The organism is Streptomyces sp. NPDC004542, assembly GCF_040610035.1.
Lineage (GTDB): Bacteria > Actinomycetota > Actinomycetes > Streptomycetales > Streptomycetaceae > Streptomyces.
The window spans coordinates 67,515-93,915 of the sequence record NZ_JBEXLP010000003.1 but is presented as its reverse complement, the minus strand read 5'-3'; the positions used below and the strand labels follow the sequence as shown (position 1 = coordinate 93,915).

The following is a 26,401-nucleotide window of genomic DNA, read 5'->3' as shown; positions in this document are numbered from 1 at the left end:
ACCGGAGGCACCGTCAGATGCGCGCTGCGGGAGGTGCGGTGGTGGACTCCGGGCCCGCCGCCGCGGCAACGGGTGCTGCCGGTTCGGCCGGTTCCACCCGTTCGGCCGGTTCAGCCGGTTCCACCCGTTCGCGCGGCTGGGGTGCCGCGGGCTGTCGGAGGGTGGTCAGCCGGGCGAATGCGGCCTGCACCTGCGGGGGGAAGAGAGCCGGGTTCCGGCGCAGCAGGAGCTCACGGTCCTGCGGACTGAGCCCGAGCTCGTCAAGTCGCTGCGCGTCTCCCGTGAGTTGCCAGAAGGCCGCGGCCTCGGGAGCGTAGCCCAGTCCCTCGACGTCGTGCTGCCCCACGGGCGTGGCCAGCACCTCCGGGGAGTCGAGCAGCGCGCGCAGCTCCGCGGCGACGCTCGGCTCCACGCGGCCCGCCTCCACGGGACTCGGCTCCACGCGGCCCGCCTCCACGGGACTCGCCTCGACACGAACCGCCTCCGCGGGACTCGGCTCCACGTCGCTCTGCGACGTCGTGGGTCCTGCGGCGGAGCCGTCGTCCGCTGGGGAGGCGTCGCCAGGGGACAGCTCGCTCTGTCCGGCGTGCGAGGCCCGGCGGTGCGGACCGGCGAGGGAGATCGCCGACGGATCCCACCAGGCGAGGCGGGCGTTGACATTCCCGGGACGGAACCGCATCAGCGGCTCGCCACCGGGCAGGTGGGAGCCCAGGATCTTCGTGAACACCTTCTCGCTGTACGGCGACCTGGGCGACGGCCAGTAAGTGTGCGCCCCGTGCATGACGCCCATGTCGTTGGCCCGCATCTCGCCGACGAGCCGGTCGTACGAACGGGGAGTCAGCCTGGAGCCGCCCGGGGTCGAGAGGTCCAAGATATCGTGGTCACCGGTGAACGGCCGCTCGGCCCCCGCACCGTCACGGCCGAAGACGACACCGTCCCGGACAGCGCAGAAGCCCTCGGCCTCCAGCCGCGCCATGGCCGGCGCCAGCTCCTGGAACTCGCGCAGCCGCTGGTCGTAGCGCTCGAGGAGCCGCTGCCACGTCGCGTCGTCCAGGCCGGGGGAACGCACGGGCTCCGTCGGCTGGAAGTAGCCGACCAGCCCGACGTCCTGCGGTCCGGCGCCGAGGAGCACGTCCAGCTCACTGATCGTCTTCGCCTTGATCTCCTTGGGCTTGGGCAGCGCACCCCTGGCCAGCCAGGCGGGTGCCGTGGGGTTCGTGGGCCGGACGTCGATCACGAGGCCGTGCTCCGCCGCGAACCAGCGGAACTTGTCGAAGTTCTTCGCCGGCATGCCGTACCGCTGTTCCGCCGCCTCCGGCGTCACTACGGCCCCTACGGCCCCTGCGGCATCGGTGGCGCCGGTGTGCTCCGGGCGGCCGTGGGCGGTGCCCCCCGTGTCGAGGGCCGGCGTGTCGCGTGCGTCCCCGGTCTGGCCCCGGGCGCCACCGGCGGCTTCGGCCGCGTCGCGCGGACGGGTCGCGGGACCGTCGGCGGCCGTGCGCTCCGGCCGGGCCAGCAGGTACTCTCCGCCTCTCCGGTACAGGACCACCGAGCGCCGTTCCGGCCCGTTGCCGTCGGCACGGGTGCGAACGGTGCCGTCCTCGGCGACCACGGTGACGTCGGCGCCGAGGACATCGGCCGCGTACCGGGCCGCGCCTTGCTCGGTGGCGTCGTCCCAGGGGCCGTTGTCGGGGGCGGCCGCACCCGGGGCGTCCCCGGCCCGGGCCGAGGCCGGCCCGGTCGGCAGCAGGGCGCGTTCCTCCTCGGTGAGCCCCGGCAGGCCGGCGGCGACGGCGGGCCAGAAGCCGTTGCCGTCGCCCTCGGGTGCGACGAGGGCGTGGACCGTGCCGTCCGGGCCGGTCAGCGACGGCGCCCTCCCCGGCGTGAAGGCGGGGCGCCAGGCACCGGAGCCTGCCGTCCACGGCACGGAGCCGTGGGCGGGGCGCGGCGGGCGTCCGGCCGGGGTCCCGCCGGCCCCGGGAGCGGTGGCCGCCGCGGGCGACGGCACGGGCAGCGCAGGCGTGCGCGGGTCCTCTCCGGCGGGGAGAGCCGGCCGGTAGTGCCGGTCCCTGAGCTGGAGCACGACGCGCGGCAGGGCCTCCCGCTCCGTCTCCGGGATCCGGGAGGGCGGCGGCGTGAAGTCCTGGAAGGCGCCGTCCTCGCGGACGACCGTGATCCGCGCCGCGAAGTGCCGCGCGGCCAGCGCGGGCAGCAGGTCGGCCGCGCCGTGGTCCCAGCCCGCGTCCTTCGCGGCGGCACCGGAACGCAGCAGCTGCGCCCGGGCGAGAGCGGCGCGCTGTCCGGCGGGCAGCTCGGCGTGCAGCGGCATGAGCCCCGAGGCCTCGAACTCGCGGCGCTCCGGCGAGTTGGGCCCGAAGGCCACCCCGCTCTCCCCCAGCTCCGCGCCGTCGAACACGTCCCTCGTGTCGGGCGACGTGAAGTCCAGCAGGTCGGCGTTGCGCGGGTCGTCCAGCTCCTCGGCGAGCCGGCCCCGCAGGTCGCGCACGATCTCCTGACGGTCCGCCGCCGTCGCCCAGTGCCCGGCCTCCTCCGGGACTGCCTGGTACACCCCCTCGGCCAGGGCGTGGAAGAACCCGTCACCGTCGGCGGGGACGTCACGGACCGTGTAGAACACGCCCTCGGGTGAGACCAGCAGGTCCGGCACCCCGTCGGGCTGCGCGTAGCGGGGGGCCGGTAGGCCGCCGGCCTGCCCGGCCCGCCGGGGCGCCTCGTACACCACCGGCGGCGGTTCGGTGAGGCCCCGCCGTCGCTCCGGACCACCGGAACGCCCCGGCTCCGGGGGGAGCTGGTGCCAGCGGGTGAGCCGGTCCGCCGCCGCCCGGACCCGGTGGAACTCCGCGGCCGCGGCCTCGGCCTCGTCGAGGAGGGGTTTCAGAAGCCGCCGCTTCACCACGGCCACCAGGTCGCTGCCGGCCTGCCCCGGCGCCGTCTCCGGCTGGTCGGCGAGAGTGCGGCGCTTGTTCCAGTAGGCCTCGTCGGCGGCGATCCAGGCCTTGGACGCCTTGGTGACCTGGTTCCAGGCGTCCGCGACCCGGGCGGGGAAGTTCGCCTCGTGGATCAGGCCCAGCTCGCGGGCCGTGTCCTCGTGCACCAGCGTGATCAGCTGCGTCCGTGTCTCGACGGCCCGGACGCGGCGGACCCGGCCGAACAGATGACGGGAGCGCTCCACGTCGGCGACGCCGAGCCAGTCGGTCGGGACCGCGAACACGAAACTCCGGCCCGCGGGCTTCTCGGTGAACTGGGTGCCGTCCGCGGCGCCCTGCGTCCAGCGGTCGGTGGCGGACACGTTGGGCCCCGTGACGTTGCCGGAGGGGGCGACCCTCCCGACGGTCCTCGCGGCCACCGTCGGCGCCACGCCGATGGCTGCGTCGTACCCGCTCACGCGGGACCGGGCCCCGCCCGTGGCCGCCACCTCGCGCTCCGCGATCTCCATCGTGCTCTCCGGCACCACAGCCAGCAGGGTGGCCCCGGCCAGGTCCGGCCGGGAGTGGAGACGGAAGTCGCCGTGCGCGCTCCCCTCCTCGGTCAGGCCGGGGACCGTGTAGCCCTCGGGGGTGGCGCTCTCCGCGAAGAAGGCCGCCAGGGCGGCGTCCCGGGTCGCGTTGTCGAGAGCGAGCGCCGCGGCGGTACCGGTCCGGGTGAGCCCGGTACCGCCGGCCCTCGCCACTGCGGCGTCCAGGCCCTGACCGCTGAGCTCCCGCCGGCCGTCGGCGTGAGGGGCCACGGAAACCCCGTACGCCTCGGCCAGCGCCAGGGTGGCGGCCGCCCGCAGGGTGTCCAGGCCCACGACCCTGCGGACCATCCAGCCGACGGCGGGCGGCCGGAAGGGACCGCGGGTGCCGTCCGGCAGCGCGGTGGACTGCCAGGCTTCGAACGCGGCCTCGGTGGCACCGGGCGCCCACCGGGCGACGGTCCGCGGCGGCCGGGCCACGGCGGGCGGACCGAGCGGGTCGTCCGCCGGCACCGACTGCCGCGCCGGGACGGTCAGGCTGAGCGGTACGTACTCCCGCAGCGTGCCGACCGTGTCCTCCTCGCTGATCGGAGTGCCCCGCCCCGTGTCCAGCTTCAGCCGGAGCCGGTACCCGGTGCGGTACTGGGCGTGGGGTTCGCGGGCGTAGAACCGCTGCGTCCGGGTCTGCGTGCGGGAGAGGCTCCTCGACCTCTGCTCGGAGGTGACGACCGACCCGTCGAACGTCGTGGGAACCGACACCAGTTCGCCCGGCCGCGGCTCCGGCTGCGGCGGGACCGTCACCACGGTCTCGGTGATGCCGACCCCATAAGCCCTCGACCTGCCCGTCGAGCCGCCGCGCGCCTCCGTCACGGCCGCGGTCCGGGTGTCCTCGATGTTCACACCGTGGTCGAGGCCGTCGAAATGCGACTCCTCGGCGACCAGTTCGATCCGCAGGGCGCCCACGCGGCTGCCGAGGCGCACGCCCATGATCCAGCGGCCGACCCGGGTACGCCCCGTGCTGCCACCGGCGGTCATCTGCTCCCGCAGGGCCCGCAGGGCGCGCGGGGTCACCAGGGAGCGCACCCGTTCCCGGTCCGCGTCCGGGACCCCCCAGTCCCGCAACCGCCGGTCGAAGGCGGCCAGCACCTGGGTGACCTCCAGGGAGTTGACGGGGTACGAGCCGAACGGATGGTCGTGCCACCACGTGGCGGTGGTCCACGCGTGCGACGTGTACGGCGGCACCGCGCCGAGGCCGTCCCGCAGCAGCCCGAGCCGGTGGGCCGTCTTCTCCGCGAGGTGGCCGAGGTAGCTGTTCGGGAGGGTGAGCCGGACACCGGCCGGACCGCCGCGGTGGAAGGGCGCGAGCACCGGGCGGAGCAGCCCGCTGATGCGGACGGAGCCTGCGACGTCGTGCCGGGTGTCACCGGTCACCAGGACCTTGTGGCCGCCGTCGTCGGCGTTGGCGTCCCAGGTGACCGTGCGGGTCACGCCGACGGTCTCGGTCCGCGAGCGGCCCCGGCCGTAGCGCAGCCCGTGCGTCGAGGTGAGTTCGGTGCCGCCCGGGTTCGTGCTGTACCTGCCGCCGGCGGTCAGGGCCAGCATGGAGCTGCTGCCCGTGGTGGCCGATCCCGCGATGATCAGGTCGGTGCCGATGGCGAGCTCGGTGCCCATCTTGGCGGGCTTGGAGATCACGCGCAGGTTCTGGACCCGGACCTGGTGCACCATTTCGCCCACGCGGTGCCGCAGCAGGCCCTCCGCGAAGAACACCGACCGGGATCCGACCGGACCGGACGCCTGGTCGAAGCCGCTGGTGAGGGCGTGCGACTGGAAGAGCCGCACCATGGCGTCGTGCGGGACGGCCCCGGTGCGCGTGAAGTGCCAGGCGCCGCCGGACAGCCCTGCCATGAGGTTCTGGGCGGCACGGGCGAGCGCCAGGGGCGAGCCCACGCTGACGGTCTGATGGGCGTGGCCGCCGAACACGTCCCCCTCCCGTGCCTCGCCGTCGGGGGCCGGTAGGCCGTCCAGCAGGGCACGCGCCCGCTCCGCGCTCAGAAGCCGGAAGGAGACGACTGACTCCGCGTCGGGCGCGGGCTGCTCACCCGGCACCGGCTGCTCCTCCGGGGCCGGCTGCTCCTCCGGGGCCGGCTGCTCCTCCGGGGCCGGCTGCTCCTCCGGGGCCGGCTGCTCCTCCGGGGCCGGCTGTTCACCCGGCGCTGGCTCCTCGATCAGGGCCGGCTCCCCGACCAGGGCCGACTCCTCACCCGGCACCGGCTGCTCGACCGGGGCCAGCTCCTCACCCGGCGCTGGCTCCTCGACCAGGGCCGACTCCCCGACCAGCGCCGACTCCTCACCCGGCACCGGCTGCTCGACCGGGGCCAGCTCCTCACCTGGGGCTGGCTCCTCGACCGTTACCGGCTGCTCCTCCGGCACCTGCTCCTCACCCAGCACCTGCTCCTCACCCAGCACCTGCTCCTCGACCGGTACCGGCTGCTCGACCGGGACCGGCTGCTCGTCCGGTGCGGGGCGCGTGTCGCCCTGCGACGAGTCGGCTTCGGGCGTTGACCGCGGGTCCGGCAGGCCGGCCGCCTCCACCTCCCTCTCCGCCTCCGGTGCCGTCCGGTCACCCGGTTCGGCATCGGGAGCCGGGATCGTGTGCTCGTCCGGTACGGCCAGTACGACGCGGCCGGTGAACGGCGTACGCGCCTCGCCCCCGATCAGGTCATGGCTCTCCTGGGGCAGCGCTCCGAGCCCGCCGAGCGACAGCGCTCTCGGCACCGACCGGTAGCGGGCGAAGCCCTCGATGGCTGCCGTCAGGCTCAGCCGGTAGCTGTGCAGGTGGGACGGGCGGGCACTGGCGGCCAGGGGTTCGAAGGACACGCTCGCCCCGTACTGCGTGCCGTGGCCCCGACTGCGCGCCCACATCGCGCGGCCCGAGACGACGGCGTGGTCCGTGACACCGCCCCGCGCCTCCAGGCCCCAGCTCGTGGTGTCGTTCACCGCGGAGGAGCCGTCCAGCCGCTCCGTGCCCGGGGCGCTGGCCCGCAGGATCAGGTCGTTCTGGGTTCCCTCGTAGCGACGCCGCGTCAGCTCGCCGCTGACGCGAAGGGTGAGCTGCGAACGTGTCCAGGTGGCCCGCGGAACGTCCAGGGAGACGGACAGCCCGGTGGTGGTGATCACCTCCAGGTTGCCGGCGACGCTGTGGTGGGACAGGGCGTTGTACACCCGCAGGGTGTTCTCCAGCGCCATGGCGAAGTGCTCCCGGTCGCGCCAGTGGGCATCGGCCGGATCGGTGAACTCCGCCAGCGGCGCCAGGACGCCCGGGTACCGCTGGGCGGCGGCGCGGACCACCTGGTCGGTGAAGGTTCCCAGCCAGCCCCTCGACGCGCCGGCCGGTGTCTCACCGTCCTCCCAGCGGAACTCCTCGGCCCGGTACATGCCCAGCAGGGCGGGGCGGTCGTCGGTCAGGTACGCCGGGGGAGGTGGCACGTTGCCGTGCCGGGCGCGCAGGGTGGTGCCGTCGTCCCAGCCGGCCAGCCGGCGGGCCTCGGTGTGGGTCATCCGGTCCAGACTCCAGGTCTCGAACCGGATGACCTCCTCGCTGCCGCTGCGGCGCACATGGACGGTCTTGCGGACCTGGTACAGGACGGTGGGCACGTTCTTCGCCCGGCCGACGACCTTGCGGGCGCCGGAGCCGCCGAACGCACTGCTGTGGGTGACCGTGCGCTCCCGGCCCAGGACGCCGCCGACCAGGGACTTGCCGAGGATCCCCAGATCCGCGCTGGGGCCGGCGGTGACCTCGACGCCCAGAGAGGAGGAGCGGGAGTACGTCCGTTCGTTCCTGCCCGTCTGCTGGATCGTGTGCCGCATCTCGACGGCCTGGCTCTCGGTGAGCAGGACGGCCTCCCCGGGCACCACCCGGTCCACGACGAACGCGCCGAGCGGCGCCCCGTCCTCGTCGTACAGCACCTGCGTGGTGACGCCGCCCCTGGCCAGCCGGTCGGCGGCCCGATGGAAGTGCTCCGCGCCGAAGAAGGCGGAGAGGTAGGCGTGGGCCTCGGTGCCGGGCCCGGCACCGACCTGGGTCGCCAGCCGGTCCCGCAGACCCCTGAGCGGTCCGTAGCCCTCGGTGTGCACCAGCCGGTAGTCGGCGTGCGCGTCCAGCGTCATCCGCCTCGGCACCCGCCCCGGTTCGGCCGGAGAGGTGGCGCTGTCGGCGAGCCGCACGGTCAGTCCGTTGCGCACCGAGAAGGCGAAGCCGGGCCCGGCCGCCGGAGAGGCTCCGGCGGCCGGGCCGACGACGGTGACCTCGTACCGCACGTCGTCCAGGTGCAGGTGCGAGCTCTCCGCCGCCCGGCTCTCCACCTGGCTCAGCGTCTGGTCCTGTACGGCGTGCTCGTGGGACTCGGCGACGCCCACGGAGAAGGTGACGCGGCCGAACCCGGCCGTCCCCGACGGGGGGCCGACCGTGAGTCCCAGCCCGGCCTTCGCCCTGGTGCCCCCCACGCCGGCCCGGCCGTCGCCGACCTGGCTGCGGTGGGCGGCGTCGATCTTGACGGGGGTGGGATGGACGTCGGTGAACCGCTCCCAGTTGCCGTGCGGACGGGTGACCACCCGCAGCGACCTCCCCGCCGGATCTCCGAAGGACGGGGACTCGTATCCGTCGCCGGTGAAGACCTGGGGTGTGGTGCCCAGCGCCCGGCGCAGGTCGTCGAGCGCCTCGTCCAGGCCGGGCTCGGCGGGCCGGCCGCCGAGCCGCGCGGTGATCTCCGCCACCACCAGGTCGGCGCCGCGCAGGGCGACCCGGCTGTGGCCGTAGCTGCGGGACCGGTCGCCCCCGGTGGCGTACCCGGACGTCAGGTACCCGGGGAGCCGGCTGCCGTCGGCGAAGACCACCGGCCCGGCCTCCTCGGCGGGCGCCGGCATCGTGCGGTCCACCCGGGGCGGGCGGTGCGTGTCGAGCTGCGTCTCGATACGGGAGGGGCCCGAAGTCCGCTCCCGGGGGGCGGCGTCCCGGCCCGCCGGTTCCGGCCCGCTGGTGGTACCGCCGGCTTCCGGCCGCTCCTCGTCTCCTTCGGGCTCGGGCGCCGGGCCGTCCTCCCGCAGGGGGCTTACCGGGTCCCCCGGGCGCGGGGAGGAGGCGGGCGTGTCGGTGGGCGCCAGGTCCGCACTGCCGGGCCGCTCCGCGGAGTCCGCGGGAGCCTGCGGCCCGGGTGCCGGGCCGTCCTGCGGCCGGACGTCCGCCGTGCCGGTGGGGGACGGGAGGGGATCGGCCGGGTCGGCCGGGCCGGGCGTCGCACCGTCCTCGATCAGGGCGTCTGTCGTGCTTACGGAGGGCTGGGGTGCGGCGTGCGACGGCGCCGGAGCCGTTTCCCGTGCGCGCAGGCGCCCGGGGTCCGCCGATCCGGCGGTGCTCTTCGTCGCCGGCGAGTACCGGGCGAAGCGCCGGCCCCCCGCTTCCGGCTCGGCGTGGTCCGGTTCCTCGTCGGAGGCGTCCGAGTCCAGGGACCACCGGCCGCCGTCCGGCTGGTGGGCGTCGGCCATGTGCCGTTCCCACTCCCGCGACGCGAGGGAGTCGGAGAGGCGCTCCGCGTCGTCTCCGGAGTCCGGCTCGGCGACGCGTCGGCCACCGGGCGGGGTGAGGTGGTCGGGAACGAGCCCGGGGACGGCGTACAGGTCGTCGATGTTTCCCTCCAGAGCGGCCGCCTCCTCGGGGGTGGAGACGTCGGCCAGCTGGCTGGCGCGCATGACCTCGTAGAGGGAGTGGTCCCGGCCGGGGAGCATCCAGCCGAGCAACGCCTTGCGGAAGTCGAAGACGTCCGCGTCGCGCACCCTGAGCCACTGGAAGTCACGCATCATCCGCAGGGTCGTTCCGGAGACTCCGGACACCAGCGGTATCCCCTCGTCGGCGTGCCGCTCCCGGTACCAGGACGACCGCTCGTCCAGGTCGTACCGGGCCAGCCCGCTGATCCAGCCCAGGGGGAACTCGGGCCCCTGCTCGTCCTCGGAGACCAGATCGGCCCCCCGCAGGCCGCCCACCCTCTTGGTGCTGCGCACGACGGCGAAGACCCGCTCGACCGGGCCGCGTGCCGGACCGTCGGCAGAGGAACCGCGCCTGACCTCCACCCTGACCACACCGGGTTCGTCGAGGAGGTGCGCGACAAGGGGATCGCCGCTCTCCTGGTCGAACCGCAGGCTCTGCAGCGGGATGTCCCTGATGTCGAAACCGACCAGGGTCAGCGGCCGCTCGTGGCGCCACAGGAAATCAAGCTCACGGTCGGTGAGCGGCATGCCCAGACGCTGGTAGTCCCGCGGTGTCATCGTCAGCGGTCCCGGTTCCCCGGGGTCCGGCCGCCGGACCCGCGCCTGGAGGCTGCGGGCGACCTCCAGCGGGTCCTTGGCGGTGCCCCGCGGATTGAAGGCCGCGAGGTTTCCCAGGGCGAAGGGCGCCCGGTCGAACAGGGCGGCCTGGCCGCTGATCTCGTGATCGTCGAGGACCGCCTGCCGGAGCGCCGGGCGGCGCTCACCGTGCAGGAAGTCCGCGTAGGCGGCCAGCGACGCTCCGTCGAGTCCCATGTCCCGGGCACGCGTGCGGACGGCGTGAGAGGGATCGCCGCTGCCGGCGGACCAGGAACCCAGGATCTGTTCCAGGACGTGGGTCATGGACGGGGTCAAGCCGTCCCCTTCGTACCGCGCCTTCTTCCCCACGGCGTTGAAGAAGGCCGTCATCGTCTCGTCGACGGTGCCGTCCTCGAGGAGCATGTCGAGCCACTCGGTGCTGGAGTACTCCTCGTCGTTCCGCGTCGCCGGGCTGGGCCCGACCTGCCCGTGGGCGGTGGGGTCGGTGCTCATGAACGCGGCGTCGACGAACTCCGGCGAGTAGTGCGGGTAGGCGGCACGCAGCACCTCACGCAGGCGCTGCACGGCCGCGCGGGCTGCGTGGAGCGCGGCGGGGTCGGAGTGGTAGTGGGCGCCGAGCTCGGCCTCGAACCGGGCCCGCGCCTGGACGGGATCCTCGGCGTGGTCGCCCGTGTCCGCGGTTTCCGCGGCAGGGGCGGCACTCGACTCGGCCGACGCGGGAGACCGCTGTTGCGTGGCGCTTCGCAGACCGGACTCAGCGGTGTCGTCGCCCCAGCCCTCGTCCGACAGGTCGGGCGCCGTCGGCACACCCCCCTCGACAGCCCGCACAGGACCGAACGGCAGAGACACACCACCCCAGCCCTCGTCCGACAGATCCGGCGCCGTCGGCACACCCCCCTCGACAGCCCGCACAGGACCGAACGGCAGGGACGGACCGCCCCCGGTGTCGCCCGGCAGGTCGGCTTCCTCCGGCGGGGCCGACACGGCAGGTCGCGTGACGCGCGAGGACCAGTCACCGCTGTCCGAGGGATCGGGTTCACGCAGTGTGGTGGGCCGGCCGAAGGGGTCGGCCAGGGCGAGACGGTCGACGGCCCGGCGCAGGGCCTGGAATCCGTCTTGCGGGGCTGTGCCGGCGGGCATCCGCCAGGCGTGGGCGGGCGGCGTCCAGCCGTTCACCAGCCTCGCGGCCAAGGCGCGCAGCTCGACGACCCCCGGGACCAGACCGCTGATCCCGGCGATCATCCTGCTCCGGTCGTTCCCGGTCACGGACAGCACGGGTGCCCGCTCGTCGCCGTCGGCGCGCACCAGCGACAGCCCGACCAGGGTGCCGTCCACGCGTATCCCGGTCAGCTGCGGGGTGAGGGAGGCGGTCAGCAGGTTCCCGGCCCGGTGGAAGTTCTCCTCCATCTGTGCCGGGTCGGTTCCGGGACCGGGGTCCAGACGGACTCTCATCGTCAGCTCGATGCCCCGCTGCCCGCCTTCGAACAGCACATGCCGGACGTCCAGGAGGACGGCCCGGCCGCCCCGGTCGACCGTCTCCGGCGGGACCGTCACCTCGCCGACCGGTCCGGACCGGGGCCAGCTGGTGTGCGGCTGGACAAAGGTGGGGCGGAAGGCGAGGTGACGGCCGTCGCGTACCAGGCCCTCGATGCGGACGTCCTCGGCCGTGCCGACCCAGTGGTACGTGCCGCGGTCGTCGACCGGTCTGACCATGCGGGCCGCGACGGCAAGGGCGTGCGCGTGCTCGACGTTTTCCAGCAGCCGGGCCGGCCCCCACTCGCGGGGGAACATCACATGCCGGTCGCCGTCGACGTGTTCGCGCCAGCCGAAGGGCAGGACCAAGCGGTCCTCGCCCACCGGAAGCGCGGGATCGAGGAAGAGGACCCTGGCGTCGTACGTGCCGTTGTGGTGCTCCCGAAGGGGGTGGAACCGCAGACCGTGGAACCTGTCCTGCTCGTCGCGTCCCACCGTGGGTTCGTGGTGGGCTCCGGTGCGGGTACGACGGTCGCCGTAGCGGACCAGGTCCTCCACGCGCCGGCCGAAGGCCGGACCACTGTGGGGGTGGGCGGGTGGTGCCGGAGGGGCGGCGTGGGGCGGGACGGACATGCGGGTCTGATCCTCGCTGGGGCGGAAGCCGGTGAAGACGCCGTGTGAGACCTCTCCCTCGATCCGGACGCCGGCGTACTCGCCGGTCCACGTGTGAACACCGGGCCGGCCGGGCACGCGCTCGACGGCGCCTTCCCGCAGAGCGTGCAGGTAGGACTGTTCGGCGGCGTAGACGGCGTCGTCCTCGGTCCAGTGGGCCGGGAACATCATCAGCCCCTTCTCCGGCCGCGCGGGCAGCAGGAGATCGCCTGCGGCGGAGTCCGGGGTGCCGTCCCGCGGCGTTCGCCGGTGCATGTCCGGGTAGACGGCGCGGTAGGTCCCGTTGGGGTTGACCGTGCCCTCCAGTGCCACGGGCCGGGGACGGTCCGAGCCGGGCGGGGGCGTCACCCGTCCGCCGCCACCGGTGCGGGCCTCGCCGTACAGCACCGACCTGCGCACGTCCAGCGCGAAGTCGGCGCGGCCGGGCAGTCCGTCCACGCCCGGGCGCGGCGCGTCCTCGCCGGCGAAGGCCCCCTCGTGCGCGGTCCGGCGGCCGGCCGTCTTCAGGGCGGCCTCGATCCACACACCCAGCTGACGCAGATTCCGGGGAGGAATCCGCATGCGGCCCGGGTCCACGCCGGAGACGTGGTCGTTGTCCACATCGGGGCGGCCTCGGCCGTCCCGGAGCGAAGGGCCCATCAGCCCCTCGTCCTCGTACACGGCGCGCCACCCGTTGGCTTTGCCCTCGCGGTACTCGTCGTCCAGGCCCAGCAGGTGCCCCACCTCGTGCGCCAGCACGTGGGACGGTGCGTCGGTTCCCCAGTTGACGTGGTTCGACCGCGGGAAGTCGGCACGCACGGTCACGGTGTGGTGGGCGGAACCGGGGTCTGCGACGAACTGCAGGTCGACCCCGAAGAGGTCCCCGTTGGGCAGCCGGTGGCCGGTGTTCCACCTGTCGGCGATGCCCTTCCGAGCGCGCTGCCGCAGTTCGGCGATCACCTCCTGGGGGAGCTGCTCCCGCGGCACCTGGTCGAGGAACACGCGGACCACCGCGCGCGAGGCGAACTCACCCGAGGGCAGCCGGTAGCGCCGCGCCTCGAAGTTCCGGATGCCGAGGGCTCCCCCCGAGGGCCTGCCGACCCACTGGCGCGGCGCCTCGACCCAGCGACGCCCCTCCCCGGGAGTGTCGACCCACTCTCCGCCCGGCTTCGGCCGGACCGGGGCGCGGCCGATCTCCACCGCGTCCGGGGGGACATCGATCACGGTGGCGTCGTCCGGCTCTGCCGAGTCCGGCACGCCGGGTACATCCGTTGCCTCAGGTGCGTCCGGTGCGCCGGGTGTCTCCGGCACGTCCGGGGAGACATCGGCCTGCCGCGTGGGCTGCGCGTCTTCGGTCGGGGGCGCACCGAAGTCGTCGCCCGTACCGGCCGGTTCGCCGTCACCGGCCGGGTCGGGGGGCGGGGCGCTCGGGCCGGTGCCGGCCGTCCCCGGGCCGGGCCGGGAGGCGTCCGCGGTCACGTGGTGGTCGATCGATCGCATTCCCTCCACCGCGGGTTCCCCGGCCGGGGCGCCGGCCGGGGAACCGGCCGTGGTGGGGCCGGTCGGGGCGGGGGAAGCGGACAGGTCCGCGGTGGGAGCAGCCACCGTCCCCGGCGCCTGGGCGGGTGTGTGCACCGCCGGCTCCGGCCGGGTGTCCGTCCCCGCTGACTCCTCACTCTGCCCGCGGGTGCCCGCGGGCCGTGGCGGAACTCCCCTGCGCAGCCAGTCCACGACGAGCTGCCATACCCGTCCGGCCCATGCGCCGAGGGTGGTGACGCCGTCCCAGATGCGTCTCAGCAACGCAGCGATGCCACCGGGCGTCGCTTCGGGCTCCCGGCGCTCTCCGGCATCCGAGGGGTCGGGCTCCCGCCACTCTCCGGCATCCGAGGGGTCGGGCTCCCGCCACTCTCCGGCATCCGCGGGGTCGGGTTCGCGGAGCGTGGTCGGCTCGGCGAACTCCGGCACGCGCAGGGCGCGCTGGATGGCCTCCTGTCCCTGTTCGGGGTCGGCGTCCGCGGGCGGCCGCCACGCGTCGGCATCCGGCATGGGCGTGCTCAGCAGTCGGGGAAGGTCCCGGAAGGCGTCGCCGTCCGGGGTCACGCCCAGCAGGGCGGGCAACTGCCGGGCGATCGCCTCGGTGTCCCCGCGCGCGACGTTGAACCAGAGGTGCGGCCTTGCCGGGTCCTCGGCGGTACTCACCGTCCCCAGGAGATTCCCGTTGGGGAACGAGGCCGCCCTGAGGTCGTAGTGCGCGGTCTGAAGGCCGTCGGCACGGGCCAGCGAGACACGGACCAGCGGTGCCCCGTCCGCCCTCTCGACGGTGCTGTAGGCCAGGGCCGCCGTGCGCACGCCCTCCCAGAGACCGCTCACGAGGTCTTCGGACCCGGGATCGGTTACCGGGTGGATCAGCACAGTGAGGTCGAGGCCCCACTGCCCGCCTGCGAACAGCACGTGCCGGACGTCGAAGCGGAACTCGCGGCCCTTGCGGGTGAACGAGGCCGGCACCGGAGCCGTCGAGCCGATCGGCTTCTCGTGCGCGGGCCATCGCACATGGGGCTGCGCCAGGGTGGGGCGGTACGCGACATGCTGGCCGTCGCGGACCAGACCCTCGATGCGGACCCGTGCCGCCTCGCCGACCCAGTGCCAGGTGCGGGTGCGGTCGGCGAGCTCCCTGACCGCACCCTGCTGCACCGCCCGGCCGTGAGCCGTCTCCACGGCATCCAGCACGTCGCCGGGGTACCACTCGGCGGGGAACATGACGTGTTCGGCACCGTCCCGGTGCGGACGCCAGTCGGTCGGCGAGACCGGCTCCGCGGAGTTGGCGCGCAGCGCAGGATCGAGGAACCGCACGTCGGCCCGGTAGGTGCCGTTGTCGTGCCGGACGCCGGGCGTGATGCTCAGACCGTGGTGACGCTCCTCGCCCGGCGCGGGCGCGTGGTGGGCGCCGCTGCGGGTGCGCCGGTCGCCGTACCTCGCCACGTCCTCGACGCGGCGGCCGAAGCCGGGGACGGCGTGCTGGTCCGGTGGCAGCGCGGGCAGCGGTGCGTAGGCGGGGGCCACCAGGTCGCGGGGCGGCGGACCGGCCGGCAGGGGCGATTCGGCGTCGGTCTGGTCGTCCGAGGGACGGAACCAGGTGAAGTCGCCGTGCCGCAGACCTCCGACGATCCGTACCCCGGCGTACACGCCCTCCCACGTGTAGGAGCCCTCTCTCCCGTCCAGCGGCACGGTCTCCTCGATCACCGTCCCGTTGTGCACGCCGTCCCACAGGTAGACGCCGTACGTGCCCGTGGCCGGGACGACCTTCCCCTCGCGCAGGGCGTCCAGGTACGCCTGCTCGGCTGCGTAGACGGCGTCGTCCTCGGTCCAGTGAGCGGGGAACATCATCTGTCCCCGGGTCCTGCCGTGGAGGTCACCGGCGAGCGGATGGGACCGCTCCGCCGGCGTGGGACCCGGGGTCCGGCCGTCGGCAGCCGGGTACACGGCCCGGTAGGTGCCGTTGGCTCCGGTCGGTCCCAGTGCGACCGGGCGGGGGCGGTCCGACATGCCGCCGGGCGGCAGGTGGCCGCCGGCCCCGGTGCGTGCGTCCCCGTACAGCACGGTCCGCCGGAGCTCCAGGGGGAAGTGCGCGCGGGCGGGCAGGCCGTCCTCCCGCGCCGGGACGTTGCTGGGGAAGGCCACTTCGCCGTCGGCTCCGAACTCCACCGGGCCCAGCGCCCTGTCGACGGCGGCGCCCAGTTGCCGCAGATGGCGGGGCGGAACCCACATCCGGCTCGGGGCGGCGGACTCGAAGGGGACGCCGCTCTCCAGCCTCGGGCGCCCTCTGCGGTCCACCGTGTAGCCGGCCATGGCCGGCTCGTCGGTGTAGACGGCCCGGTCGCCGGCCTCGGGTGCGTCCCGGTACTCGTCGTCCAGGCCCAGCAGGTGTCCCACCTCGTGGCCCAGAATCTCCTCTTGCGTGTCGACCGACCAGTTCCTGTGGTCGGCACGGCCCATGGCGTCATGCACGACCACGCGGTGGTGGGCGGCTTCGGGATCCTCCACGAACTCCAGGTCCACCCTGAGCAGGTCACCACTGGGCAGGCGCGATCCGGCGTTGTACCGGCCGTCGACTCCGCTCTGGGCACGCCGGCGCAGCTCGCTCAGCTGCTCGGGGGCGAAAGACGTCTCCTGAGCCGGCACCAGCGCCACCCGGACCAGCACACGGCTGAGGAACTCTCCCGCCGGCGACCGGTACCGCCGTACCTCGAAGCGCCTGGTTTCCAGCAGACCCCCCCGTGCGCCGACCCAGGGCCGGGTACTGCGACTGATCCGTCCGACCTCGCCACGGGCGACCTCCACCGCACGGTCGAGGTCGAACCGGGAGCCGCCCGCCGCGGGCGTGACGGTGCGCTGCACCGTGGAGGCCTCCTGTCCGAACGCCACCACGCCGGACGGGTCCGACGGGTCCGACAGGTCCTCGGGCAGCTGCCGGGGCTGCTCCCCCTCGTCGCGCGGACCGTTCCGGCCCGGTGCGCCCCCTGCGGGGGCCGAGCGCACGCCGGCGTGCGGATACCCGTCCGCGTCGAGGCGGGGCACCTCCCCGTCGGGGGCCGTGCCACGGTCGCCCGGCCCGGTGTGCTCCGGCTCGCCCTCGTCCCGCGGTGCGGGATGCGACGGCCAGTCACCCCGCTCCGAGGGATCGGGTTCACGCAGGGTGGTGGGACGGCCGAAGGGGTCGGCCAGGTCGAGCGCGCGGCGCAGTTCCTCCTGTCCGCGTTCCGGATCGGTGTCGGCCGGCGGCCGCCACCCGTCGGCGCCCGGTGCCCCGTTGTCCCGCAGGCCGAGTACGGTTTCCCGCAGGACGTCCGAGGTCGGTACGAGCTCCATGAGCGCCTGCGGCAGGCTGTCCAGGTCCTCGGGACCGACCGGCAGCACGTGGTGTGCCTCCTCGGCACGGTCGACACGGACGAGGGCGAGCCGCAGCAGCGGGCCGTCGCTCCCCGCCCGCTGCCACGACCGGGCGTAGGCGGAGACCGTCGACCTCCGCAACCCGTCGAAGTGGGAGTCCAGCTGAGCGGTGTCGGTGCCGGGCTCGGAGGCCAGGTGGAACCGGATCACCAGCTCGATGCCCTGCTGCCCGCCCGGGAACAGCACGTGCCGGACGTCGAGCGGGAGGGACCGCCCGTCACCGGACACCGAAACGGCTTCCACTGCCTCGCCGACGGGCCCGAGAACGGGCCAGCGCCGGTACGGCTGCACCGCGGTGGGCCGGAAGACGAGATGCCGGCCGTCCCGCACCAGGCCCTCGATCCGCACGCCGCGGGCCGTGCCGCCCCAGTGGGAGGTGCCGCGGTCGTCGACCGGCCTCGTCATGCCCCGCGCCACGGCCGCCTCGTGGGCGGCCGCGACGGCGTCCAGCACCTCGTGCGGCGCCCAGTCGGCGGGGAACATCACGTGCTGGTCGCCGTCGCGGTGCGGGCGCCAGTTGCGCGTGCGCGTCACGCCCTCGACGTCCTGGGGGGACACGGCGGGGTCGAGGAACCGGACGTCGGCGTGGTAGGTCCCGTTGTCGTTCGCCTGGCCGGGGTTGATCAGCAGGCCGTACTGGATCTCGTCGCCCCGGGGCGCGTGGTGGGCGCCGCTGAGGGTGCGGCGGTCGCCGTAGCGGACCAGGTCCTCGACCCGCTGCCCGAAGACGGGGCCGTTCTGCGGCGTACCGAGCGGCACCGGCGGCGCGTAGGCCGGGGCTGAGCTGCCGGGCTGGTCGTCACTGGGCCGGAAACCGGTGAAGACGCCCCCGACGACTTCCCCCTCGATCCGCACGCCCGCGTACTCACCGGTCCACACCTGGGTGGCGCCACGGTCCCGGGCGGGGCGGACGGCCCCCTCCCGCAGGGCGTGGAGGTACGCCTGCTCGGCCGCGTAGACCGCGTCCTCCTCCGTCCAGTGCGCGGGGAACATCATCAGACCGCGCTCCCGGTGGCCCCCGGTCAGGTCACCGATGCCGGAAAGCCGGCCGTCCTCGGCACCCGAGGGCCCGTCCCACGGGTACTCGGCCCGGTAGGTGCCGTTGGGACGGGTGGTGCCGTCCAGCACCAGAGGCCTCGGGCGGGACGAGGCGGCCCCCGGTGCCAGACGGCCACCGCGCCCGGGCCGCGCCTCCCCGTGCAGCACCGCGCGCAGGACCTCCAGCGAGAACCGCGCCCGGGCCGGTGGCGCAGCGGGCCGGAGCAGGTCCCTGTCCTGGTCCGCCCTGTTCCGGGCCGCCCCTTCCCCCGCCCTGCTCTCCGCCCCGTTCCCCTCGCTCTGCCGGCTCCGCTGGTTCTCCTGGCTCCGCTGGTCCTGCCGGCTCTCCGCCTCTCCCTGATCCGCCGCGCCCGGAACCGCGCCGCCGTGGCCGGCCGTGCCCGGCGTCGCGTCGTCCCCGGCCGCCCGCTCCCGGGCCTGCTCGATGCCGGCGCCCAGCTGGCGCAGATGACGGGGAGGGATCCGCAGCTCGCCCACGCCCGCGTGCGGGGCGTCGGACACGTGGTCGCTGTCCACCAGGAAACGGCCCGTGGGGTCGATGTGGCTCGCCCCCATCAGCGTCCGGTCCAGGTACACGGCGCGCCGACCGTACTCGTCGCCCTCGCGGTACTCGTCCTCGAGGCCCAGCAGGTGCCCCACCTCGTGGGCGATGGTGTGAGGCTCGGTGTTCGTCCCCCACTCCTCGTGGTTGGCGCGCTCGACGCGGTCGTACACGGTGACCGTGTGATGGGCGGTGCCGGGGTCGGTGACGAACTCGAGGTCCAGCCGGAAGACGTCTCCGTCGGGCAGCCGGTGGCCGGTGTTCCACACCGCGTCGACGCCTTCCCGGGCCGACTTCTGCAGACGTGCCACCTGCTCGTCGGAGACGAAGACGGACCTTCCGAAGTCCCGCTCCAGATGCACGCGGACCACCGCGCTGGTCGCGAACTCCCCCGAGGGCAGCCGGTACCGGCGTGCCTCGAACCTCCTGATGTCGAGTGCGCCACCGAGCGCGCCCACCCAGCGAACCGGTGTCCCGCCCTCCCGGGTGGTCCGGTCCAAGGGCAGCACCTCGAAGCGCGCCACCTCCTGCGCCCCGGCCGTCTCCCGTCTGAGCACCCAGTCCCCGGCGGCTCCCATGCGAAGCAGGGACCGCTCGCGAGCCGTCCCGGTACGGTCCGCGACCGGCCCGTCGGGTTCGCCACCGGACGGCGCTGCCCGCAGGCCCTCCCGGGAACCCGCCACCGGACTCCCCCGGCGGCCCGGATCCGCGGGCTCCCGCGGCGGACCGGCGTCGCCCGGAGGGAGCGTCTCGCCGCCGGAGGCCGCCTCGGAGACCGGCGGGACGTCGCCGGACCCGGTCGCGGTCCCCGGGTCCGGCGGTGTCAGCCCGGCGGGGACCACCCCGGGCATCGTGTAGAGGCCGGTGACGCCCTGGCTCAGCGCCGCCTCCTCCTGCGGCGAGCCGACGTCGGCCAGGTGCGAGGCGCGCACGATCTCGAACAGCGAGTGGTCCTGGCCGGGGAGCATCCAGCCCATCAGGGCCTTGCGGAAGTCGACGGCGTTCGCGTTCCGGACGCCCAGCCACTGGAAGGCCCTGAGCATGCGCAGCGTCGTGCCGGAGACTCCGGCGACCAGCGGCATCCCGTGCTGGACGTGCCAGCGCCGGTACCACGGGGACCGCTCGTCGAGACTCCAGTAGGCGATCCCCTCGACCCAGCTCAGGGGCAGTTCCGGCCCCTGCTCGGTGTCGTCCCTCAGATCACCGGCGCGGCGTGCGTCGGCCGCGACGGGGGTCCGTACGACGGCGAAGACCCGCTCCACGTCAGGACGCGGCCGCGTCGGAGATACGCCCGGACCGTGTTCCGCCGGCGTGTCCGCCGGCGCGGCGGCCCGCTGGATCTCGACGGCGGACACGTTCGGGCGGGACAGGATCTCGGTGACGTCGGGGTCGCCCGTCTCGTCGAGCGGAAGGGTGTCGAGCGGGATCTCCTCGATCTCGAAGCCGACCAGCGACAACGGCCGTTCGTGCCGGCTCAGGAAGGTCCGTTCGCCGTCCGTCAGGCCGGCGCCGAGGTAGGTGTAGTCGCGGGGCGACTTCTTCGACGGTCCGGTCTCCCGCTCCGCGGCCGGCCGCGGGACACGCGACAGCTGACTCCGGACGATCTCCCAGGGGTCCTTGACCGCACCCGTCGTGCTGTGGGCGGCGAGACTTCCCAGGGCGAAGGGGTCCGAGACGTCGAAGAGGTACGCCTGGGCGCGGAGTTCGGGGTCCGCCTCGATCTCCCTCCGGAGCCCGTCCCGGGCACCGCCGTGCAGGAAGTCGGCATAGGTCTTCAGTGCGGCACGGTCGAGACCCAGCTGCCCGGCCAGCGGCATGCCGGTGCCGGCGGTGGAACCGTCACCGGGATCCAGTACGGAGCGCAGCACGGAGGTCAGCGAAGGAACCTCGGCGTCCCCCTCATACAGCGCCTTCTTCCCGGCGGCGTTGAAGAACGCCGTCATCAGCTCGCGCACCGATCCGCCGGCGAGCAGACGGTCGAGCGCCTCGGTGCTGGAGAGAACCGGGTCGAGAGCCGTCTGGCCCGCACTGGTCGGATCGGTCGTGAAGAACGAGGCGTCGACGACCTCGGCGCTGTGGCCGGGAGGCGGGTAGGCGGCGTGCAGCACCTCGCGCAGCCGCACGACGGCCGAGCGTGCGGCCTCGAGTGCCGCCGGATCGGCATGGTGGTGGGCGCCGACACGCTGTTCGAACTCGGTTCTGGCGCGCGTGAGGTCGGCCGGAGGCCCGGCCGCGGTGGCGCTCTCCAGCCCGTCCCGGGCGGCGTCCGCCGGCGCGGACCCGTCGCCCCGGTCCGCTGCGGGAGCGGCGGTGTCACCGTCCTGCTCGTGCTGACCGTCCTGCTCGCCCTCCCCGTCCTGCCCGTACGCCGGTCGGGTGCTGTCCTCGGCGGTCGGGTAGTCGACCGCGGGCGCCGTGTCGGAGTCGACCTCCATGTCGTCCGCGTCGGCAAAGCCCTCCTCGTCGGACGATGTGTCCGTGGCCACGGAGCTCTCACCGTCGGAGCCGTCCATCTCCAACAGCCTCGAGAGCTGGGCGAGGTAGTCCGGAGCGAGGGCGCCGCCGTCCCCGTCGGTGCCGCCCGTGACCGGGTTCGCGTCCATACCGAGCAGCGTGGAGAGCATGGCGAGGTCGTCCGGATCGAACGTGACCGGGTTCGCGTCCATACCGAGCAGCGTGGAGAGCATGGCGAGGTCGTCCGGATCGAACGTGCCGTCGACCCAGTCGATGTCGCCCGTGGCCTCGTTCAGGGTCCCGGTGCGGTGCTCGACCCGGTCGTAGACACTGGTGACCGCCTCCGGGTTGACCCTGCCGACGAAGAGGGCCTCCTGTTCCCCGGGCCGGGGGTGTGTCCAGTCGGCGGGCAGGTGGCCGGCCCGCCGGGCCCGTTCCATCGTGGCGGCGACGTCCACCACGGCGCGGTACGCGTTCAGGGAAGGGTCGATCCGGTAGCGGTAACGACCGGCTCTCGGGAGACGGGCGTCCCGCGTGGTGGAGACGTACGGTCCGGGAAGACCGCCCGCTTCCACCCAGTCCCTCAGCCGGACGAAACTGTTGGGGGCATCCGGTTCGAGCCCTTCGGTGAAGACGTCCGCGGGGTTCGCGTCGGAGAACCGGTAGAGCGGCTGAGCCTCGACGGTCGCCACCACATGCGGACGGTCGTCCGGGTGTACCTGCGCCAGGTTGCCGGAGACCCAGTGGACACGCCTCTCGCCGGGATGCCAGAAACCCGTGCGCTCTTCCTCGCTGTCGTAGACACTGACGACGGCCGCGGGGTGGATGGAGCCGGTGAAAGCGACCTCCTGCTCGATGGGGAACGGGGAATCGGAGGTGATCAGCCCCTGCTCGAGCAACCGGTTGAGGGTCGCGTCCACGTCGATTCCCTCGCTGTCGCGGGGATCCAGGGGCGGGGATATCTCGTAGCGGTAGCGCCTTTGGAGGTACCACAGTTCGGGATCGCGGGTGGTGGAGACGAACGGCGCCTCGTCGGGGTTGTCGTCCGCCCACTCCCACAGTCCGACGACGCTGTCCGGGGAGTCCGCGGTGAACCCGGTACGGAAGATCCGCTCGGGCCGCTTGTTCGAGAACCGCCACACCCTCTCCTCCCGGACCACGACCAGGTGGTCGCGCTCGTCCGGGTGCACCCTGTTCGTGTCCACGGGGGGCGCCGTGTCGACGGTGTCCTCCTCGGCGGACACGGCGCCCTCTCCGGCGTCGGACTCGGTGCGCGGGGCGGACTCGGTGGCGGTGTCGGGGGCCGTGGTGTGGTGGAGGTAGGGGGTCAGGACGTCGGCGATCTGCCTCAGGTGGTCGGTGGTGAGGACGAAGTTCTGTCGTGCGGGGTCGGTGAAGCGGCCCATGAGGCTGGACTCACCGTGGGCGAGCTGCTGTTCGCCGCGGCCGCCGGGGGTGAGCAGGACCCGCGGGTCGGGGGTGTCGTCGATGACGCCGAGGCCGTGGACGATCTCGTGGACGTAGGCGGCCGGGTGGACGCCGGTGTACCAGGCGTTCTGCACCATGGACCGCCCGCGGCCGGGCAGGCCGTCATGGACGGTGACGACGGAGTCGGCGTCGGCGGGGGCGTCGACGAAGCGCACGTCGACGCGCAGCAGCGGACCCGGCAGGGACGGGCCGGTGACCTGGTCGGGCTGAAGCGCCGGCAGACGGTATCCGCGCCGGTTGACCAGGTCGTCCAGGGCCGTGCGCAGTCCGTTCTGCAGGGCGGTGACCTGCTCGGCCGACGCGTCGCGGGCGACCAGACGCACCCGGCGGGTGAAGTGGACGGTGTCCTGCGCGGGGGTGGCACCGCGGTAGTGGGCCCAGGAGTAGCCGACCCGTGTCCGCTCACCGGATCCCAGCGGGCGGCTGACCTGCCACGGCGCGTCGGACTCGACGGGTTCGCCGTCGACGAGCCGGGTCACCGTGCGGGTGCCGGGCGCAACGGGGGCGAAGGTGAACGCCTCGGGAGTCCCCTCGCCGGCCCCGAAGGGGATCCAGCGGTCGGTGCCCACCTCACCCGACGCCAGCAGATCACCTTCGGCCGCGTCCGCCCGCCGGCCCTCGCGGCTCGCCGGAAGGGCGGAGTCGTCGCCGGGCACCATGGCGTAGTCCACCGCCGGTGCCACGTCGCCCGCGGGCGCGGGCGCGGCAGGCACGGTCTCCGGGGTTCCGGGGGACGCCTCGGACGCGGTGACGGGGCGTTCGGACGGGCGGGCCTCGCCCTGTCCCTGACCCGCTCGTACGTCACCGACGGCACCGGCGCCGCTCACGGCCGGCGTGCCGGCACCGGAGACCGTGGGGACCCGGCCGGAAGCCGGAACCGGGCCGTGGACCCGGTCGGCGGCCTCGGTCCCGGTGCTGACGGGTGCGTTCGGCATGGTGTCTTCGGGGGTGGCCGGGGTCTGCCCCCCGGGGTGCACCGGCTCGGTGGGCGTGCCGTCGGCGACGGTGGTGTCGTCGGCGGTGGTGTCTTCGGCGGTGCTGGTGGGCCGGGCGGTCGCCGTGGGGCCGGTGGTGGCGGCCGGGGTGCGGGCCGGGACGGGCGGCATGGTGCCGGTGGTGCGGTCGGGGGCCGTGGTGGGCAGGGCGACCGGGGCGGTGGGCACGCCGGACGGGTCGGACGGGTCCTGCGCGTCGGTGGGTGTGGCGGGTGTGACGGGTGTGCTCACGACGTCGGTGGTGGTGGTGACGGGTGCGGCCGGGGTCTGCCCGTCGGTGTGCGCCGGCTCGGTGGGCGTGCCGTCGTCCCTGGTGGCGGTCTCGTCCCCGGCGGCCGTGTCGTCCCCGGCGGCGGCGTGGTGCGCCGTCGGGGGATTCGTGGAGCCGCCCCGGACCGGGCCCGATGCCGCGGGTTCCGCCACCGTGGCGGGCCGAGGGGCCGCCGAGGGGGTGTTCGGTACGGCACCGGGACCGGCCGGAGCGGCCGCGACGGGATCCAGACCTGTCGGACCGGTCGGAGAGGTGGGAGAGGTGGGAGAGGTGGCGTCCGGGCCGGAGACCGTGTCCGGGGACGACGCCGGGTCCCGGTCGGCGGATACGGCACCGCCCGGTTCGCCGACGCCGGTCCCCGCGCCGTCGGGGCCGGTGCCGTGCGGCGGCGTGAGCTCGGCGTCCTCGTCGCGTCCGGTGTCGGGCCGCGTGTCCGTGCCGTCCGCGGCCGGCGCGCGGCTCCCGGCGGTCGTGGCGGGCCGAGGGGACGGCGTACCGGGCGCGCTGGGCCCGGCGCCGCCCGAGCCCGTGGCGGCGCCGGGTGTCTCGAGGCCCCCGACATGGACCGAGGGAACCGAGGGAACCGCCGGGTCGAGATGCCCCGGGTCCATGAGGTCTGCGCCGACGGTGGGCACGGCCGACGCCGGGTCGGATCCGCCGCCGGTGTGCGTTCCGCCGCCGGTCACCGGGGAGCCCGGGCGGGTGTCCTGCTCGTCCTCGCCCTCGGCGCCGAGCCCGGCATCGGGCCCGTTGACCGGGCCGGCGGGCTGGGCGCCGGAGAACGTGCCGTTGATCCACGTACCCGAGCCCACCGCACCGATGTGCAGCAGGTGTTCGGATCTGTTGCTCAGTCCCGCGCCCACGAACGACGACCAGGACGAGGACCAGTTGCCGTACATGAGGCCGCCGCCCAGGAACTCGGCCACGGTCTCCGCGCCGGCCTCGCCGAGGGCCTGGCTTCCGCCGGACAGGTGCTGTCCCGCCGGAGGTGTCGGCAGTCCGGCCCCGGCGTCCTTCCTCAGGCCCGGCGTGTGGTTGACCGCCGTGGGGGACGGCTTCGCGACGACCTTGGGCAGGACGTCGTCGGCGACGTTCTTGACCGGTGTGCTCCCCTTGAAGCTCTTCTTCAGTCCGTCGAAGGCGCGCTGGCCCCCCTTGGCGATCGGGGCCATGAAGGCGCCCGCGATACCGCCGATGACGGCGTCCGCGGCGATCGACTTCCAGTCGAAACCCTTGGGGGCGAACTCGCCGGCGGTCAGCGCGATCATGCCCAGTCGCACGGCGAAGGACTGGAACGCCTCCTCCAGCGCCTCACTGAGCACCGGAGCCACGTGGGTGCGGCGGGCGAGCTGCTCCATGAGGACGAGGATCGCCACCCGGCTGCGGGCCTTGGCGACGGCCGCACGGCCGGCCGCGGCCCCGCCGCTGAACACCGACAGGGCGAAGACCACGAACAGCTCCATCATGAGACGGATCACCTCGGCGATGATCTGCCACTTGGTCTCCAAGATCTGGTACGAGGTCCGCACCCGGCCGTCGGCGACGTCGTCCAACTGCTTGGAGAACTGTTTGAGATGAGCGGTCCCGCCCTCGTCCACGAACATGCGCATCGCGCGCACGTAGTTCTGCCCGGCCTGGGCCGGCAGCGCCCGGGCGGCGCTGCCGATCGACTTCTCGATCAGGTCGGACAGTTCCTCCAGGTTCCGGGCCAGCTTCCGGTACGGGGCGTGACTGTTCCGGGCCAGGTCCTCGTTCGCCTGGATCAGCTTCTCGCCGATGAGGACGAAGAGCATGTTGTTGACCGGCGGGGAAGCCTGGATCGCCACGCTGAATCGGTTCTTTCCGCTAGTGCCGGGTGCTGGTGCCGGGTGTCAGTGCCGGGTGTTGTTGACGGTGGCGCCCTGTGCCTGGTGGATCGCGTCGAGGTTCGTACCCTGCGTCTGCAGGATGTTCCGGGCGTTCTCGAGGCTGCCGCGGGAGGCGGCGTCGATCGCCTTGGCCACCGCCAGGCCGGTGTCCTGCGTCGACGTACGCTCGTTGTCCAGGTTGGGGCGCAGCGAACGGCCATAGCTGTCGTCACCCTCCCAGCCGCTCGTCGCGGCCGCGCCGTCGGCGAAGTCGGCGACGATGGAACCGGACATGGCGGCGATCCTGTTGATGAGCTCGGCCGCCCTGCGGATTTCTTCCGCGTTCGCGCTGTACCCGCTGCTCGGGTCAGACATCGTGCTCGTCCTCCGCGTCCTCGTGGATCTCGTCGCGCAGCCGCTCGGACCGCCGCTGACCCGGCCGTTCCGCCCCGTCCTCCAGGACGGAGGGGCCGAAGATCGCGCGCCAGTCGACGTCCACGCCGGTCATCTCCGGCACCGCGTCGCTCGGCCGGGTGAAGGGCTCGAAGGTCTCCATCACCTGCCGGGCCATCTGGGTCCGGGCCCGCTCCGCCGCCTCCAGGACGCTGCCGGCGAGTTCGCCGGCGGTCATGGTCCGGTACTTGCCGTCCAGGAACCGCAGTGCCGTCAGCTCACCCTGGTGGCCGACCGTGACCTCGACCGCGCGGTCCCTGGAGCGCACCGTGCAGGAGGCCTCGCGCAGTTCCGCCTCCGCCCTGGCCACGGCCTCCTGGGTGGCCTCGAGTTCTGCCATCGCCTCGGCCAGCCGCTGCTCGATCGACGCCGGCGTCGCCACCGACGCCGTCT

At 74.3% G+C, this 26,401-nt stretch carries 3 protein-coding genes; all 3 read right to left on the bottom strand.

Annotation, left to right across the window (positions count from 1 at the left end):
* Positions 1 to 13 precede the first annotated feature (13 nt).
* The 3 genes from ABZX30_RS03055 to ABZX30_RS03045 are packed head-to-tail and all read right to left on the bottom strand — an operon-like array spanning position 14 to position 26,348.
* Entirely contained in the window at positions 14 to 25,534 is a 25,521-nt protein-coding gene (locus ABZX30_RS03055) for an EndoU domain-containing protein (protein ID WP_355928067.1), read from the bottom strand.
* 45 nt (positions 25,535 to 25,579) lie between these two features.
* On the bottom strand, positions 25,580 to 25,930 hold the full coding sequence (locus ABZX30_RS03050; protein WP_355928064.1) for a hypothetical protein: 351 nt from the start codon (positions 25,928 to 25,930) through the stop codon (positions 25,580 to 25,582).
* Positions 25,923 to 26,348 carry a YbaB/EbfC family nucleoid-associated protein gene (locus tag ABZX30_RS03045; RefSeq protein ID WP_355928278.1) on the bottom strand — a complete coding sequence of 142 codons (426 nt, stop codon included), beginning with the start codon at positions 26,346 to 26,348 and terminating at the stop codon, positions 25,923 to 25,925. Before ABZX30_RS03045 ends, ABZX30_RS03050 begins: the two co-directional genes overlap by 8 nt.
* Between the last annotated feature and the right edge of the window lie 53 nt (positions 26,349 to 26,401).

What these genes read in the sequence shown, in the direction of transcription:
- ABZX30_RS03050 (WP_355928064.1), bottom strand. Translation starts at nt 25,930, where the DNA reads ATGTCTGACCCGAGCAGCGGGTACAGCGCGAACGCGGAAGAAATCCGC.
- ABZX30_RS03045 (WP_355928278.1), bottom strand. Translation starts at nt 26,348, where the DNA reads ATGGCAGAACTCGAGGCCACCCAGGAGGCCGTGGCCAGGGCGGAGGCG.